This is a genomic window from Amycolatopsis sp. GM8, from assembly GCF_021653975.1.
Taxonomy (GTDB): Bacteria; Actinomycetota; Actinomycetes; order Mycobacteriales; family Pseudonocardiaceae; genus Amycolatopsis_E.
This window is the reverse complement of the sequence record NZ_JAJKFK010000001.1, coordinates 826,306-841,106: the sequence shown is the minus strand read 5'-3', so window position 1 is coordinate 841,106 and position 14,801 is coordinate 826,306. Positions and strand designations below refer to the sequence as shown.

The following is a 14,801-nucleotide window of genomic DNA, read 5'->3' as shown; positions in this document are numbered from 1 at the left end:
CCGTGGCCCGGACTCTGCTCGTGACCAACGATTTCCCGCCCCGCCCGGGAGGGATCCAGAACTATCTCGACTCGCTGGCCCGGCGGCTGCCACCGGAGGACCTGGTCGTTTACGCCCCGTCGTGGCGCTCGGCGTCCGGTTCGCATCCGGAGTTCGACGAGGCCGCGCCGTTCGAGATCGTGCGGCACCCGACCTCGCTGATGCTGCCGACCCCCGACGTGCTCAAACGCGCCAAGGAGATCGTGCGCGCGGAGAACTGCGATTCGGTGTGGTTCGGCGCCGCCGCGCCGCTCGCGCTGCTGGCGCCCGCACTGCGATCGGCCGGCGCGCGGCGGGTGGTCGCCTCCACGCACGGGCACGAGGTCGGCTGGTCGATGGTGCCGGGCGCGTGGCACGCGTTGCGCCGCATTGGTAACACGACGGATGTCGTCACCTACATCAGCGAGTACACCCGCCGCCGATTCGCGTCCGCGTTCGGTCCGATGGCGGGCTTGGAGCATCTGCCGTCCGGAGTGGATGTCGAGCTGTTCCGGCCCGACGACGGCGCGCGCGAGGAGATCCGCGCCCGGCACGACCTGGGCGACCGGCCCACGGTCGTGTGCGTGTCCCGTCTGGTGCCACGCAAGGGCCAGGACATGCTCGTCTACGCGCTTCCCGAGCTGCAGAAGCGGATTCCGGACGTCGCGCTGCTCGTGGTCGGCGGCGGTCCGTACCGAAAGACGCTTGAACGCCTCGTCCACGAGCTGGACCTCGAAAGCGATGTCGTGTTCACCGGTTCGGTGCCGTGGCCGGAGCTGCCCGCGCACTACGCGGCCGGGGACGTGTTCGCGATGCCGGCGCGCACGCGTGGCAGGGGTCTCGACGTGGAGGGGCTGGGGCTGGTCTACCTGGAGGCCTCGGCGACCGGTCTGCCGGTGGTCGCCGGCCGTTCCGGTGGCGCGCCGGAAACCGTGCTGGACGAGGTCACCGGGCATGTGGTCGACGGTCGCGATGTCACGCAGCTCGTGGAGACGCTGGCCCAGCTGCTCGCCGATCCGGCGCGGGCCCGCAAGATGGGTGACGCCGGCCGGGCGTGGGTCAGCGAGCACTGGCGCTGGGACCACTTGGCAGCCCGCCTGCAGACCTTGCTGACCGGCGCCTGACCGACCCTCGCCGGTCACACCGGGGCCGCGACCGCCGGATGCCGGGGATCGTCCACGCGGACCAGGATGTCGGCCGCCTCCGCCGGTCGCACTTCCTCCTCGTACCGGGCGAAAGCCGGCAGCGCCCAGTGCTCGCCATCGGGCAGACGGCGGCGCAAAGCGTTGGGCGACACCGAAAGGTGCACGGTCAGCTCGAACGGCAGGCCGCGTCCGAGCAGCAGTTCGCCGTCGGCGACGAGGATTCCGCCGGCGGGCAGCGAAACCCTGTCCAGCCGGGTGGCGCGATCGCGTTCGGCGTCCCACAGCGCGGGCAGCACCATCCCGTCGCCGCCCGGGGACAACGGGTTGAGCACCTCACGGCGCAGCGCGTTTTCGTCCAGCCAGGCGGAATACCGCGCCTCGGGATCCTCCTTGCCCTTCTCGAACCGCAGTGAGGCCGGCCGCAGGAAATCCACAGTGGACACCCGCAGGACGGCGCGGCCGTTGACACGCAACGGATCCACCAGCGCGTCCGCCAGTGCGCGGGTGTCCAGCGCGCCGTCGACCGCCACTCGCACCCACGGCGTCCCGGGCAGGGCGAGGATCCGTTCGGTCAGCTCGGTGGCGAGCCGGTCGAAGGAGATCGGGCGGTACCTCATGATCGTCGATTGTCCCCCATCGGGGGAAGCGGGCACGATGAGCGCCGTTGATCCGTTGTCCGGGTATCAACGGCTGAACGAAAGGCAACGAGGCAATGCGGCTGCTCGACGAACCGGTCCGGCTCGACAGCGATTTCTCCGGCAACCCGCACGCGTTCTACGAGCGGCTACGGGCCGAGAGCCCGGTCCGGCAGGCGGTGATGCCCCGCGGACTCAAGGTCTGGCTCGTCACCGGCTACGCCGACGCCAAGGCGCTGCTCGCCGATCCCCGGCTGAGCAAGGACAACAACCGCGCCCGCGAGCTGTTCCAGGCCAACAGCAACAACACCAACGGCCCCGTGTTCGCCTCGTCCCTCGCCTCGCACATGCTCAACATGGACCCGCCGGACCACACCCGGCTGCGCAAGCTCGTGAACAAGGCGTTCACCGCGCGCACGGTGGCGCGGCTGCGTCCGCGTATCGAGCAGATCGCCGACGAACTGCTCGAGTCGATCGCCACCACCGGCCGCGTCGACCTGCTGGACGCCTACGCGTTCCCGCTCCCGATCACCGTCATCTGCGAGCTGCTCGGGGTGCGCACCGAAGACCAGGAGAAGTTCCGCACCTGGTCCAACACGATCCTCTCGTCCGGGGCGCCCGAGCAGCTGCAGGCCAGTTCCACGGCACTGGCCGCCTATCTCGCCGAGCTCGTCGCCGCCAAGCGCGCCGAGCCGACCGAGGACCTGCTGTCCGACCTGGTGCATGTGTCCGAGGAAGGCGACCAGCTGTCCGAGGTCGAGCTGATCTCGATGGCGTTCCTGCTGCTCGTCGCCGGGCACGAGACCACGGTCAACCTCATCGCCAACGGCGTGCGCGCGCTGCTCGAACGGCCCGCGCAGCTCGAGGCGCTGCGCGCGGACCCGGCGCTGCTGCCCGGCGCGGTCGAGGAGTTCCTGCGCTTCGACGGCCCGATCAACGTCGCGACTCTGCGGTTCACCGTCGAACCCGTGCGGGTCGGCGAGGTGGAGATCCCGGCGCACCAGTTCGTCCTGGTGTCCCTGCTGGGCGCCAACCACGATCCCGCGCGGTTCCCCGATCCAGGCGAGCTGGACGTCACCCGGCCCACCGGTGGCCATCTGGCGTTCGGGCACGGCATCCACTACTGCGTCGGCGCCCCGCTCGCGCGGCTGGAGGCCGAGATCGCGATCGGCAAGCTGCTGGCCCGGTTCGGCACCATCGAACTCGACGGCGCGCCGGGGGAGCTGCGCTGGCGGGACAGCACGCTCATCCACGGCCTGGAGACCCTGCCGGTCCGGCTGGGCTGAAACCAGACGTAGGGTGCGGGGCGTGGACCCCGCCCAGCTGCTCGCCCTCGACGCGCACCATGTGTGGCACCCCTACGGCCCGATGCCGGGCCAGGGGGAGCCGCTGCTGGTGACCGAAGCGTCGGGGGTGCGGCTGCGGCTGGCCGACGGCCGCGAGCTGGTCGACGGCATGTCGTCGTGGTGGGCGGCGATCCACGGCTACCGGCACCCGGTGCTCGACGCCGCCCTCGCGGAGCAGGCCGGCCGGATGAGTCATGTCATGTTCGGCGGGCTCACGAACGAGCCCGCGATCCGGCTCGCCACCAAGCTCGCCGAGCTGACCCCGCCGGGGCTGGAGCACGTCTTCCTGTGCGACTCCGGCTCGGTCTCGGTCGAGGTCGCGGTGAAGATGTGCCTGCAGTACTGGCAATCGGTGGGACGCAAGGGAAAGCGCCGCCTGCTGACCTGGCGCGGCGGCTACCACGGGGACACCTTCCAGCCGATGAGCGTGTGCGACCCGGACGGCGGCATGCACTCGCTGTGGCGCGGGGTGCTGCCCGAGCAGGTGTTCGTGCCCGAACCGCCCCGCGGGTTCGATACGCCCGTCGACGAGTCCTATGTGGACATTCTGGCGCGCGCGATCGAGGAGCACGCCGACGAACTGGCCGCCGTCATCGTCGAGCCCGTCGTGCAGGGCGCGGGCGGGATGCGCTTCCACAACCCCGGCTACCTGCGCGCGCTGCGCGAGCTGACCGAGGCGCACGACGTGCTGCTGATCTTCGACGAGATCGCGACCGGCTTCGGGCGCACGGGCACGCTGTTCGCCGCCGAACACGCGGGCGTCACGCCGGACGTGTTCTGCCTGGGCAAGGCGCTGACCGGCGGTTACCTCAGCATGGCCGCCGCGTTGTGCACGCCGGAGGTCGCCGCGGGGATCTCCCGTGGTGAGCTGCCGGTGCTCGCGCACGGCCCGACGTTCATGGGCAACCCGCTGACCGCCGCGGTCGCGAACTCCTCGATCGACCTGCTGCTGGGCCAGGACTGGCCGGGTACCGTGCGGCGGATCGAAACGGGCCTGCGCGCGGGCCTGGCCGGCGTGGCGGACCAGCCGGGGGTCGCCGACGTGCGGGTGCTCGGTGCGATCGGGGTCATCCAGCTGGACCACGAGGTCGACATCGCGGCGGCCACGAAAGTGGTCACCGAACGCGGAGTGTGGCTGCGCCCGTTCCGCGACCTGATCTACGCGATGCCGCCGTACATCTGCACGGACGCCGAGGTCGGGGCCATCACCGAGGCGATGACGGCGGCCGCTCGCGCCGCCTGAACGGCCTCTCGCGAGAACTTCACCCCATCTGGTGTGACGACAGACACGGCACCGCGGATGGTCACGCAGTGTCGGGGCCAACGCGTCCGTGGACGCCATGGGGTGATCATGATCACGCACTCCGCTGGCGCCGGCACCGTCAGCTGGTCACCACCCGCTGTGCACAAAACGTGAGAGTTCTTTACATAACGGACAATCTGCCTGTTTTTCGGTATCAGTGAGTCACCGGCGGTCACTGGGGACGAGCCGGGAACCCACTCCACCCCCATCGGGGACCGATACCGGGAGGCACCGTGATCACCGCACGCGAGCACGCACCACCGCGTCCGAAAGGCCGTCGGCACAAGGCATTCCAGAACCTCAGGCACGACATCCCGGCCTCGCTGGTGGTGTTCCTGGTGGCCATTCCGCTCTCGCTGGGCATCGCGCTCGCCTCGGGCGCACCCGTCGTCGCCGGCCTCGTCGCCGCGATCGTCGGCGGGATCGTCGCGGGGTTGCTGGGCGGATCGCCGCTGCAGGTCAGCGGGCCCGCGGCCGGGCTCACCGTGATCATCGCCGAGACCATCACCGAGTTCGGCTGGGCGGTCACCTGCGCGATCACCGTGCTGGCCGGTGCACTGCAGATCCTGCTCGGGCTGAGCCGGATCGCCCGCGCCGCGCTCGCCATCTCGCCGGCGATCGTGCACGGCATGCTCGCCGGGATCGGCGTGACGATCGTGCTCGCGCAGCTGCACGTGATCCTCGGTGGCACGGCGCAGAGTTCGCCCGTCGGCAACCTGCTGCAGCTGCCACGGCAACTGCTCAACCCGCACGGCCTCGCCACCCTGCTCGGCGTGCTGACCATCGCGATCCTGCTGGTCTGGGGCCGGTTGCCGGCGGCGGTCCGGAAGGTGCCGGGGCCGCTCGTCGCGATCGTCGCCGTCACGGTGCTGTCGGTCGCCGCCGGGATGAGCGTGCCGCGGGTCGACGTGCCGGCGAACGTGCTGGACATCAGGTTCGTGCCCGAGTTCCCCAGCGGTGGCTGGTACGACTTCGGGCTCGCGGTCGTGACGGTCGCGCTGGTCGCGAGCGTGGAGAGCCTGCTGTCGGCGGTCGCCACGGACAAGATGCACACCGGCCCGCGCGCCAACCTCAACCGCGAGCTGATCGGGCAGGGCGCGGCGAACATGGCCTCGGGTTCGCTCGGCGGCCTCCCGGTCACCGGCGTCATCGTGCGCAGCTCGACGAACGTGCGGTCCGGGGCGCGTAGTCGCGCCGCGGCCGTGCTGCACGGGCTGTGGATCCTGCTGTTCGTCGCCGTGCTCGCCGGGCTGCTGCGCAACATCCCGCTCGCAGCGCTGGCCGGGCTGCTCGTCTACGTCGGCGCCAACCTGGTCGACATCGGGCACATCAAGGACGTGCTGCGCCACGGCGACCTGCCCGTGTACCTCGTGACGCTCGTCGGCGTGGTAGCGGTGGACCTGCTGACCGGCGTGCTGATCGGCATCGGCCTGGCGGCCCTGGTCATGTTGCGGCGCCTGCTGTGGTCCGGGATCCACGCCGAGCAGGACGGCGACGGCTGGCGGGTGGTCGTCGAGGGCGCGCTGTCGTCACTGTCGATCCCGCGACTGTCCACTGTGCTCAGTGGGATTCCGCAGGGCAGCCGGGTGACGCTGGAACTGGTCGTCGACTACCTCGACCACGCCGCGTTCGAGCTGCTCTCGGCCTGGCAGCACTCGCACGAGCAGGCCGGCGGCACGGTGCTCGTGGACGAGATCGGGCACCCGTGGTTCCAGCGCGGCAAGGCCGGTGAGCCGACCGTGCACAAGGCGCAGGCGCCGCCGGTGTTGCCGCGCTGGTTCGCGCCGTGGTCGGACTGGCAGGAGGCCGTCCCGCAGGTGCCCGAGCAGCGCGGCCGGGAAAGCTCGATGCGGCGCGGCATGGTCGAGTTCGACCGCCGCACGTCGCGGCTGGTGCGGCCGATCCTGAGCCGGCTCGCCAACGTGCACGAGCCGCAGACGCTGTTCATCACGTGCGGCGACGCGCGGATCGTGCCGAACCTGATCACCAGCAGCGGGCCGGGCGACCTGTTCACCATCCGCAACATCGGCAACCTCGTGCCCGACCACGCGAGCGCCGACTCGTCCATCGGGGCGTCGCTGGAGTTCGCGGTGGACGTGCTCCGGGTGCGGGAGATCGTGGTGTGCGGCCATTCCTCGTGCGGTGCGATGAACGCCCGGCTGCACGGTGCGCCCGAGGACGCGACGGCGCTGCGCTCGTGGCTGCGGTACGCCGAGCCGAGCCTCGAGCGGGCGCGGACCCGCCCGCCGATCGCCGTCGCGGGCGAGGTGCCGGCGGGCGTGGACCAGCTCGCCCTCCACAACGTGCTGGAGCAGGTGGACCGGCTGCGGCAGTACCCGACGATCGCGCGTGCCGAGGCGCGCGGGGACGTGGAGCTGTGGGGGATGTACTTCGACGTCGGCGGCGCGCGAGTGCATCTGTACGACCCCGAGACGGGATCTTTCGGCCCGGTCAGGCGGGCGGTGACCATGGGGAATTAGGTCCGGTACTACGGTGAAGTTCTGTGAGCATGCTCGTGGTGACGGGGACAGGTACCGGCGTCGGTAAGACTGCCGTCACGGCGGCGATCGCCGCGCTCGCCCGGGACGGCGGTCAGCGGGTCGCGGTGCTCAAGCCGGCGCAGACCGGAGTGGCGCCGAGCGAGCCGGGTGACCTCGCCGAGGTGGTCCGGCTGGCCGGGGACGTCACCACCCGGGAGCTTCGCCGCTATCCCGACCCGCTCTCGCCGGAGGCGGCGGCCCGCCGCAGCGGGATTCCGCCGCTGACCCCGGCCGAGATCGCGAGCGCCGCGACCGAGCTCGATGACACGCACGACCTGGTGCTGGTCGAGGGCGCGGGCGGGCTGCTCGTGCGGTTCGGGCCGGACGGCACCACCCTCACGGACGTCGCGTGGGCGCTCGGCGCGGTCGTGCTGGTGGTCGCCGAGGCCGGTCTCGGCACGCTGAACGCGACCGCGCTGACCGCCGAGGTCGCCACCGCGCGCGGGCTGCACGTCGCCGGTGTCGTGATCGGCTCCTGGCCCGCGGAGCCGGATCTCGCGGCGCTGTCCAATGTCGGCGACCTGCCCGTGGCCGCGGGCGCGCCGTTGCTCGGCGCGTTGCCGGCCGGGGCAGGGCGCCTGGAGCAGGCGGAGTTCCTCGCCGAGGCGCGGGGCGGGCTGTCGCCGTGGTTCGGCGGCGACTTCGATCCCGAGAGCTTCCAGAAGTCCGCCGCCGCCCGGACGTGACCGTCGTCGCTATACCTACGGCGCTCCGTCCGGCAGCATGACTACCGACAGCGCCGTGCTCGAAGAGGAGAGAGTCCGTGACCTCAGCGCCCGAACAGACCGACGTGCTCGCCGTCGCCCGGGAGCAGGTACTCGAACGGGGCGTCGGCCTGTCCCAGCAGCAGGTACTCGACGTGCTCCGGCTGCCCGACGACAAGCTGTCCGACCTGCTCGCGCTCGCGCATGAGGTCCGGATGCGCTGGTGCGGCCCCGAGGTCGAGGTCGAGGGCATCGTCAGCCTCAAGACCGGCGGCTGCCCGGAGGACTGCCACTTCTGCTCGCAGTCCGGCCGGTTCCCGACCCCGGTGCGCTCGGCGTGGCTGGACATCCCGGGCCTGGTCAAGGCCGCCCGGCAGACCGCCGAGACCGGCGCGACCGAGTTCTGCATCGTCGCCGCCGTGCGCGGCCCGGACAAGCGGCTGCTGTCGCAGGTGCGCGAGGGCGTCCAGGCCATTCGCGCCGACGGCAACGACATCCAGATCGCCTGCTCGCTGGGCATGCTCACGCAGGAGCAGGTCGACGAGCTGGTCGAGATGGGCGTGCACCGCTACAACCACAACCTCGAGACCGCCCGCTCGCACTTCCCGAACGTCGTCACCACGCACTCCTGGGAGGAGCGCTGGGACACCCTGCGGATGGTGCGCGACGCCGGCATGGAGGTCTGCTCCGGCGGCATCATCGGCATGGGTGAGACCGCCGAGCAGCGCGCGGAGTTCGCGGTGCAGCTGGCCGAGCTGGAGCCCGACGAAGTGCCGATGAACTTCCTCATCCCGCAGCCGGGCACCCCGTACGAGCAGTACGAGATCGTCGAAGGCCCGGACGCGCTGCGGGTCGTCGCTGCGTTCCGGCTCGCGATGCCGCGCACGATGCTGCGGTTCGCCGGCGGGCGCGAGCTGACCCTCGGTGACCTCGGCGCCGAGCAGGGCATGCTCGGCGGCATCAACGCGATCATCGTCGGCAACTACCTGACCAACCTGGGCCGCCCGGCGAGCCAGGACCTGGCCATGCTCGACGAGCTGAAGATGCCGATCAAGGCGCTGAGCGAGACGTTGTGACCGCGACGGTCGCGTTCTGTGTCCACTGCGGACAGTCGCTCGCCGGCGGCGAGCACCCGGCCTGCCACAACCCGCGGACCGCGCTCGAGCCGCCGCGGTTCTGCGCGCAGTGCGCGCGGCGGATGGTCGTGCAGGTGACCCCGGCGGGCTGGGTCGCGCGATGTAGCCGACACGGTGCGTGCACGAGTGAGGGGACCGGCTAGTCTCGCTGTGCCAGCAGGCGCGGCGAAGGAGAGGCACCAGTGGCTGAGGGATCGGTCGGCGCGGACGACCTGTCACGCTCACCGGAGAACGAACTGCCACGGCTGGTGTTCAGCCTGCCCCGCCCGAGGCCACGCGTGGTGGTCAAGGCCGATCTGCTGCCCGCGGTGAGCGTGCTGTCGCTGATCGGGCTGGTCGGCATCCCGCTCGGCTGGATCTGGTCGCGCCTCGCGCCGCCCGAGCGGGTCCGCGTGTACGACGGCAACCAGTTGGTACCGCTGCAGCTGGAGAGCTGGCACCGGTTCGACGCCATGGGGATCTACCTGCTGCTGGGGCTCGCGGCCGGCATCGTCACCGGTGCGATCGTGTGGCTGCTGAGGGAACGGCGTGGGCCGGTGATGATGATCGCGGCCGTGCTGGGTGGGTTGCTCGCCGGCTGGCTCGGCACGTCGATGGGTGTCGCGTTCGCCAACAGCCACTACGCGATCACCGGGACGCCGAACCTCGGGGATGTGCTCACCAAGGCGCCGCAGCTCGAGTCGATGTGGGTGCTCGTCGCCCAGCCGCTGGCGACCGCGCTGGTGTACGGCCTGCTCGCGGGCTGGAACGGCCGCGACGACCTCGGCCGCCGCCTGGCCTGACCCCGCCTCGCGCCGGCCTCGAGTGTCGGACTCGCTGTCGTGAACGTCGGACTCGGCGTCGCGAACGTCGGACTCGCTGTCGTGAACGTCGGACTCGGCGTCGCGAACGTCGGACTCGCTGTCGTGAGGGTCGGACTCGCGGGCGGCTAGTTCAGGCAGGCGCGGGTGTTCAGGTGGGGGAGCTGGGCCGGCGGCGCGGGGACCGCGTGCAGGGCAGCGAGGAAGCCCGCTTCGCGGGAGAGCAGCTTGCCGACCATTCGCAGGCGCCGCAACGGATGCGTCTCCTCCAGCAGGCGCTGGCGGTCGGCCAGCGGGAGCAAGCAGTCCGCGGCCAGCAGGTACGCCAGGTCGACCGCACGTGTTTCCGGCGCGGGCGTCGTCCAGGTTCCGCTGTCCCACGCGGATTCGCAGTATCGCCGGTAGGCCGCGCGGGCGGCGCCCGCCAGCCGGGCCGTCGCTTCGGCCGCACCCGGCGGTGGCATGTCGTCCTCGACCCACTCGACCTTGCCCACGAGGTACGGCGCGCGGGTCGCGTCGATCTCCAGCAGCCGGAAGCGGCGCTCGCCCATGGTCAGGATGTCGAAGCGGCCGTCGGGCAGGCGTTCGCTCTCTTCCAGCAGCGCGGTGCAGCCGATCTCGTGCACGTGCTCGACGAGCTCGACCTCGCGGACGGCCGCGTCCTTGATCGCGACGATGCCGAACCGCCGTTCCGGCACCAGGCCCGTGCGCAGATCGACGGCGAGCTGGCGATAGCGCGGCTCGAACAGGTGCAGCGGCAGCGCCGCCCCGGGCAACAGCACCGTCTGCAACGGGAACAGCGGAATCGTCGCCTGTCGGGCGCCGGTCCGTTCCGCATCCGTCACGGACTACACGGTACTTCGATTCCGTCCCCGCTGCTCACCGTCGCTTCGGCTGTGGTTTCGGCGGCGGCCGGAACACCGCGAACGGGTCCGTCACCTGGATTCCCTCGCTCGCGAAGGAGAACAGTGCGGCCGGACGGCCACCGCTGCGGCCGGGGGGAGCGGTGTGGCCGGTCGGCACCAGCGCCCCGCGCCGCGACAGCACCCGCTGCAGGTTCGTCGCGGAAACCTTGTAGCCCAACGCCGCCGAGTACACCTCGCGCAGCGCTGAGATGGTGAACTCCTTGGGCGCCAGCGCGAATCCGATGTTGGTGTAGCTCAGTTTCGCCCGCAGCCGGTTGCGGGCGCGCAGGATGATCTCGCGGTGGTCGAACGCGGTGCGCGGCAGCGCGTCGACCTCGTGCCACTGCGTGTCCTCCGGCACGGCGGGATCGACGTCGGACGGCACCAGGCCGAGGAACGCCGTCGCGACCACGCGCGGGCCCGGCACCCGGTCCGGCGCGCTGAACACCGCGAGCTGCTCGACGTGCTTCAGCTGCCGGACATCCACCTTCTCCGCGAGCTGACGGCGGATCGACGTCTCCACGTCCTCGTCCGGGCGGAGCCGGCCGCCGGGCAGCGACCAGCGCCCGACGTGTGGATCGAGCGCCCGCTGCCACAGGAGTACGCGCAGTGTGGCGTAACGCACCTGTAATACGGCCGCCAAAACCTCGTGTGCCAGGGGGGCGCTGCTGTTAATATGGCTACGCACGGTTTTCGATTATAAGGCGAAAACCAGTGAGCCGGTCCAGGAGGGCCACATGTCTTCGACGACTTTGCAGGAGCTCACCCCGTACACCGGGGTCGAACCCGATGAGGCCTGGGCGGAGGAGGTGCGCCGGCTCGCCCGCGAACGCGATGCCGTGCTGCTCGCCCACAACTACCAGGCCCCGGCGATCCAGGACATCGCCGACCACACGGGCGACTCGCTGGCCCTCTCCCGCATCGCGGCCGCCAGCGACGCGTCGACGATCGTCTTCTGCGGTGTGCACTTCATGGCCGAGACCGCCAAGATCCTCGCGCCCGAGAAGACCGTGCTGATCCCCGACGCGCGGGCCGGCTGCTCGCTCGCCGACTCCATCACCGGGGCGCAGCTGCGGGCCTGGAAGGCCGAGCACCCGGGCGCGGTCGTGGTCTCGTACGTCAACACCACCGCGGAGGTCAAGGCGGAGACCGACATCTGCTGCACCTCCTCGAACGCGGTCGACGTGGTCGCCTCGATCGCGGAAGACCAGGAGGTTCTCTTCCTGCCGGACCAGTTCCTCGGCGCGCACGTCAAGCGCGTGACCGGGCGCGACAACATCCACGTCTGGGCCGGGGAATGCCACGTGCACGCCGGGATCAACGGTCTCGAGCTGGCCGCGCGCGCCGCCGAGAACCCGGACGCGGACCTGTTCATCCACCCCGAATGCGGCTGCGCCACCTCGGCGCTCTATCTCGCCGGTGAGGGCACCGTGCCCGCGGAGCGGGTCAAGATCCTCTCGACCGGCGACATGGTGCACGAGGCCCGCGACACCAAGGCCTCGACCGTGCTGGTGGCCACCGAGATCGGCATGCTGCACCAGTTGCGCAAGGCCGCGCCGGGGATCGACTTCCGTGCGGTGAACGAGCGGGCGTCGTGCCGGTTCATGAAGATGATCACGCCGGCGGCACTGCTGCGGTCGCTGCGCGAGGGGGCCGACGAGGTGCACGTGGACCCGGAGACGGCCGCGCGGGCCCGCGCCTCGGTGCAGCGGATGATCGAGATCGGCAAGCCGGGCGGCGGCGAATGACCACGCCGGTTACCGACTATCAGACGAAAACTCCCGTGTGGGAAGCCCGCGCGGATCTGCTCGTGCTGGGCAGCGGGGTGGCCGGGCTGACCGCCGCGCTGCGCGCTCAGGAGCTGGGGCTGCGCGTCCTCGTGGTCACCAAGGCCGCGGTCGGGGACGGCAACACGCGTTGGGCCCAGGGGGGTGTCGCGGTCGTCCTGGACGGCGAGCACGACGAGGGCGACTCTGTGGACCGGCACGTCGAGGACACGCTCGTCGCGGGCGCCGGCTTGTGTGAACCCGACGCGGTGCGGTCGATCCTGCACGCCGGCCCGCGGTCGGTCTCGTGGCTGCGCGACGTCGGCGCCCGGTTCGATCCGGGTGCCACGGGGTTGCTGGCGCGCACGCGCGAAGGCGGGCACAGTGCGTTCCGGGTGATCCATGCCGGTGGCGACGCGACGGGTGCCGAGGTGGAGCGGACGCTCGTCGCCGAGGCGACCGGGCGGCGGCTTCCCGTGCTGGAGCGGCACATCGCGGTCGACGCGTTGCTCACGCCGCTCGGCGCGGTCGGGGGCGTGACCGTGCTCGATCCGAACGGCGTGCCGGGCCTGCTGCGCGCGCCCGCGGTGTTGCTCGCGACCGGCGGGCTGGGCCAGCTGTACCAGGCGACGTCGAATCCCGAGATCGCGACCGGCGACGGGCTCGCCCTCGCGTTGCGGGCGGGTGCGCAGGCGGCGGATCTGGAATTCGTGCAGTTCCACCCCACCGTCCTGTACACGCCCGGTGCGCGGGGCCGGTGCCCGCTGGTGACGGAGGCCGTCCGCGGTGAGGGCGCTGTCCTCGTTGACGGCGCGGGCGCGTCGGTGATGCGGGGCGTGCATCCGCTGGGTGATCTCGCGCCGCGGGATGTCGTCTCGGCCGCGATCACGCGCCGGATGACGACGGCGCCGGGCGGGATCGACGATCACGTTTTCCTCGATGCCACAGGTGTTTCGTCCTTCGCCGAGCGGTTCCCGACGGTGTTCGCGGCCTGCCGTGCGATCGGCGTCGACCCGGCCAGGGACCCGATCCCGGTGACCCCGGCCGCGCATTTCGCGTGCGGTGGCGTCGTGGCCGGGACGGACGGGCGCACCGGAGTGACCGGGCTGTACGCGGCCGGCGAGGTCGCCAGGACGGGGCTGCACGGCGCGAACCGGTTGGCGTCCAACAGTTTGCTCGAAGGCCTGGTGACGGGCGCGGGCACGGCCGAGTCGGTGGCCGCGGATCTCGCGGCCGGGCTGCTCGCGGATCCCAAGCAGGCCAGGGAACCCCGGTTGAAAACCGCGCCGGTCGCCGATCGCGACGGCTTGCAGCGCGCGATGAGCCGGTACGCCGCCATCGGCCGGGACGCCGATGGCCTCGCGGTGCTGGGCTCGGTACTCGATCTGTCCACACAGGACCGTCCACTGCGGACGCACCGGGATGTCGAGGACGCGGCGCTGACGCTGGTCGCGCAGGCGCTGGTGGCGGCGGCCGAGCGGCGGACGGAGTCGCGCGGCTGCCACGTCCGCGCGGATTTCCCGGTCCGGGACGACGAAACGTGGCAGCGCAGCCAGCTGATCCGGCTCAGCCCGTCGGGGCAGCCCGTGCTGGCGGATCCGGTCGCGGCGATGGGAGCGGCATGACACTGGACCTGGACGACGCCCGGCGCGTGGTGGAGCTCGCGCTCGCCGAGGACCTGCGGTACGGCCCGGACGCGACCACCAACGCGACCGTGCCCGAAAGCGCCACCGCGCGGGCGGAGATCACGCCGCGCGTCAACGGCACGCTCGCCGGGATGCCGGTCGCGCTCGCCGTGTTCGACCAGGTGCTGGGCAACGACTACGAGGTGATCTCCGCCGTTGAAGACGGGAGCAAGCTCGTCGCCGGGGAGCCCGCGCTGGTGTTGCGCGGTTCCGTGCGGGGGCTGCTCACGGCGGAGCGGACGGCCTTGAACCTGTTGTGCCATCTGTCCGGCGTCGCGACGGCGACCGCGGCCTGGGTGTCCGAAGTGGACGGTACCGGCTGCCGGATCCGGGATTCGCGCAAGACTCTGCCGGGGCTGCGGCTCTTGCAGAAGTACGCGGTGCGCTGCGGTGGCGGGGTGAACCACCGGATGGGGCTCGGCGACGCGGTGCTGATCAAGGACAACCACGTGGTCGCGGCGGGTTCGGTCGCGGCGGCGATCGAGGCGGTGCGGGCGCACGCGGCGGACCTGCCGTGCGAAGTCGAAGTGGATACCCTGGCGCAGCTGTCGGAGGCGCTGGAGGCCGGCGCGGACGAGGTGCTGCTGGACAACTTCACGCCCGGTGACTGCGCGAGTGCCGTGCGGATCCGGGACAAGCGCTCGCCGAAGACGCGGCTGGAGGCTTCGGGTGGGCTGAAGCTCCACAATGCCCGAGCTTATGCCGAGTCTGGTGTGGACTATCTGGCCGTCGGCGGTCTTACGCACTCCTCGCCCGCGCTCGATCTGGGGCTGGACTTGCCCTGACGTATTCGGCCGGGTGTCAGTGGCTGGCTCACT

14 protein-coding genes are annotated in these 14,801 nt (G+C 71.4%); 11 read left to right on the top strand and 3 right to left on the bottom strand.

Translation table 11 applies throughout. From position 1 onward, the window contains the following. Positions 1–2: 2 nt before the first annotated feature. Positions 3–1,142 carry a glycosyltransferase family 4 protein gene (locus tag LOZ83_RS04045; RefSeq protein ID WP_236788812.1) on the top strand — a complete coding sequence of 380 codons (1,140 nt, stop codon included), beginning with the start codon at positions 3–5 and terminating at the stop codon, positions 1,140–1,142. A 14-nt stretch (positions 1,143–1,156) separates the two neighbouring features. On the opposite strand, the gene LOZ83_RS04040 is transcribed toward LOZ83_RS04045, so the two are convergent. Continuing rightward, positions 1,157–1,780 carry a uridine kinase gene (locus LOZ83_RS04040; RefSeq protein ID WP_236788811.1) on the bottom strand — a complete coding sequence of 208 codons (624 nt, stop codon included), beginning with the start codon at positions 1,778–1,780 and terminating at the stop codon, positions 1,157–1,159. 95 nt (positions 1,781–1,875) lie between these two features. On the opposite strand from LOZ83_RS04040, the gene LOZ83_RS04035 reads away from it, so the two are divergent. From LOZ83_RS04035 to LOZ83_RS04005, 7 genes are all read left to right on the top strand, one after another. After that, positions 1,876–3,084: a cytochrome P450 gene (locus LOZ83_RS04035; protein WP_236788810.1), complete on the top strand. Its 1,209-nt coding sequence runs from the start codon at positions 1,876–1,878 to the stop codon at positions 3,082–3,084. 22 nt (positions 3,085–3,106) lie between these two features. Then, entirely contained in the window at positions 3,107–4,387 is a 1,281-nt protein-coding gene (locus LOZ83_RS04030; RefSeq protein WP_308190185.1) for an adenosylmethionine--8-amino-7-oxononanoate transaminase, read from the top strand. A gap of 293 nt (positions 4,388–4,680) precedes the next feature. Continuing rightward, positions 4,681–6,927: a SulP family inorganic anion transporter gene (locus LOZ83_RS04025; RefSeq protein WP_374202618.1), complete on the top strand. Its 2,247-nt coding sequence runs from the start codon at positions 4,681–4,683 to the stop codon at positions 6,925–6,927. A gap of 29 nt (positions 6,928–6,956) precedes the next feature. Beyond that, positions 6,957–7,673, top strand: a complete 717-nt coding sequence (gene bioD, locus LOZ83_RS04020) for a dethiobiotin synthase (RefSeq protein ID WP_255823283.1) — start codon at positions 6,957–6,959, stop codon at positions 7,671–7,673. A 77-nt stretch (positions 7,674–7,750) separates the two neighbouring features. Then, positions 7,751–8,767, top strand: coding sequence for a biotin synthase BioB (bioB, locus tag LOZ83_RS04015; RefSeq protein WP_236788808.1), 1,017 nt, complete (start codon positions 7,751–7,753; stop codon positions 8,765–8,767). Further along, the gene (locus LOZ83_RS04010) at positions 8,764–8,970 is read left to right on the top strand and encodes a hypothetical protein (protein WP_236788807.1); all 207 of its coding nucleotides are present in this window, start codon (positions 8,764–8,766) and stop codon (positions 8,968–8,970) included. The genes bioB and LOZ83_RS04010 overlap by 4 nt, the downstream gene beginning before the upstream one ends. 69 nt (positions 8,971–9,039) lie before the next feature. Continuing rightward, a complete protein-coding gene (locus tag LOZ83_RS04005) occupies positions 9,040–9,609 on the top strand; it encodes a DUF2567 domain-containing protein (protein ID WP_374202633.1) in 570 nt (189 codons plus the stop codon). Positions 9,610–9,755: 146 nt separating this feature from the next. Here the strand turns inward: LOZ83_RS04005 and LOZ83_RS04000 are convergent, their stop codons facing one another. Next, positions 9,756–10,472, bottom strand: a complete 717-nt coding sequence (locus tag LOZ83_RS04000; RefSeq protein WP_236788806.1) for an LON peptidase substrate-binding domain-containing protein — start codon at positions 10,470–10,472, stop codon at positions 9,756–9,758. 34 nt (positions 10,473–10,506) lie between these two features. Then, a complete protein-coding gene (locus LOZ83_RS03995) occupies positions 10,507–11,157 on the bottom strand; it encodes an NUDIX domain-containing protein (RefSeq protein WP_236788805.1) in 651 nt (216 codons plus the stop codon). 112 nt (positions 11,158–11,269) lie between these two features. Here LOZ83_RS03995 and nadA point away from each other — a divergent pair, with 112 nt between their 5' ends. The 3 genes from nadA to nadC are packed head-to-tail and all read left to right on the top strand — an operon-like array spanning position 11,270 to position 14,768. Then, the gene (gene nadA / locus LOZ83_RS03990) at positions 11,270–12,280 is read left to right on the top strand and encodes a quinolinate synthase NadA (RefSeq protein WP_236788804.1); all 1,011 of its coding nucleotides are present in this window, start codon (positions 11,270–11,272) and stop codon (positions 12,278–12,280) included. Then, the gene (locus LOZ83_RS03985; RefSeq protein WP_236788803.1) at positions 12,277–13,923 is read left to right on the top strand and encodes an L-aspartate oxidase; all 1,647 of its coding nucleotides are present in this window, start codon (positions 12,277–12,279) and stop codon (positions 13,921–13,923) included. The genes nadA and LOZ83_RS03985 overlap by 4 nt, the downstream gene beginning before the upstream one ends. After that, entirely contained in the window at positions 13,920–14,768 is an 849-nt protein-coding gene (gene nadC / locus LOZ83_RS03980; protein WP_236788802.1) for a carboxylating nicotinate-nucleotide diphosphorylase, read from the top strand. The genes LOZ83_RS03985 and nadC overlap by 4 nt, the downstream gene beginning before the upstream one ends. Positions 14,769–14,801 lie beyond the last annotated feature (33 nt).

Bases quoted from the DNA above. Each gene is read 5' to 3' on its own strand.
- LOZ83_RS04040 (WP_236788811.1), bottom strand. From the start codon at position 1,780: ATGAGGTACCGCCCGATCTCCTTCGACCGGCTCGCCACCGAGCTGACC.
- LOZ83_RS04035 (WP_236788810.1), top strand. From the start codon at position 1,876: ATGCGGCTGCTCGACGAACCGGTCCGGCTCGACAGCGATTTCTCCGGC.
- bioD (WP_255823283.1), top strand. From the start codon at position 6,957: ATGCTCGTGGTGACGGGGACAGGTACCGGCGTCGGTAAGACTGCCGTC.
- nadA (WP_236788804.1), top strand. From the start codon at position 11,270: ATGTCTTCGACGACTTTGCAGGAGCTCACCCCGTACACCGGGGTCGAA.
- LOZ83_RS03985 (WP_236788803.1), top strand. From the start codon at position 12,277: ATGACCACGCCGGTTACCGACTATCAGACGAAAACTCCCGTGTGGGAA.
- nadC (WP_236788802.1), top strand. From the start codon at position 13,920: ATGACACTGGACCTGGACGACGCCCGGCGCGTGGTGGAGCTCGCGCTC.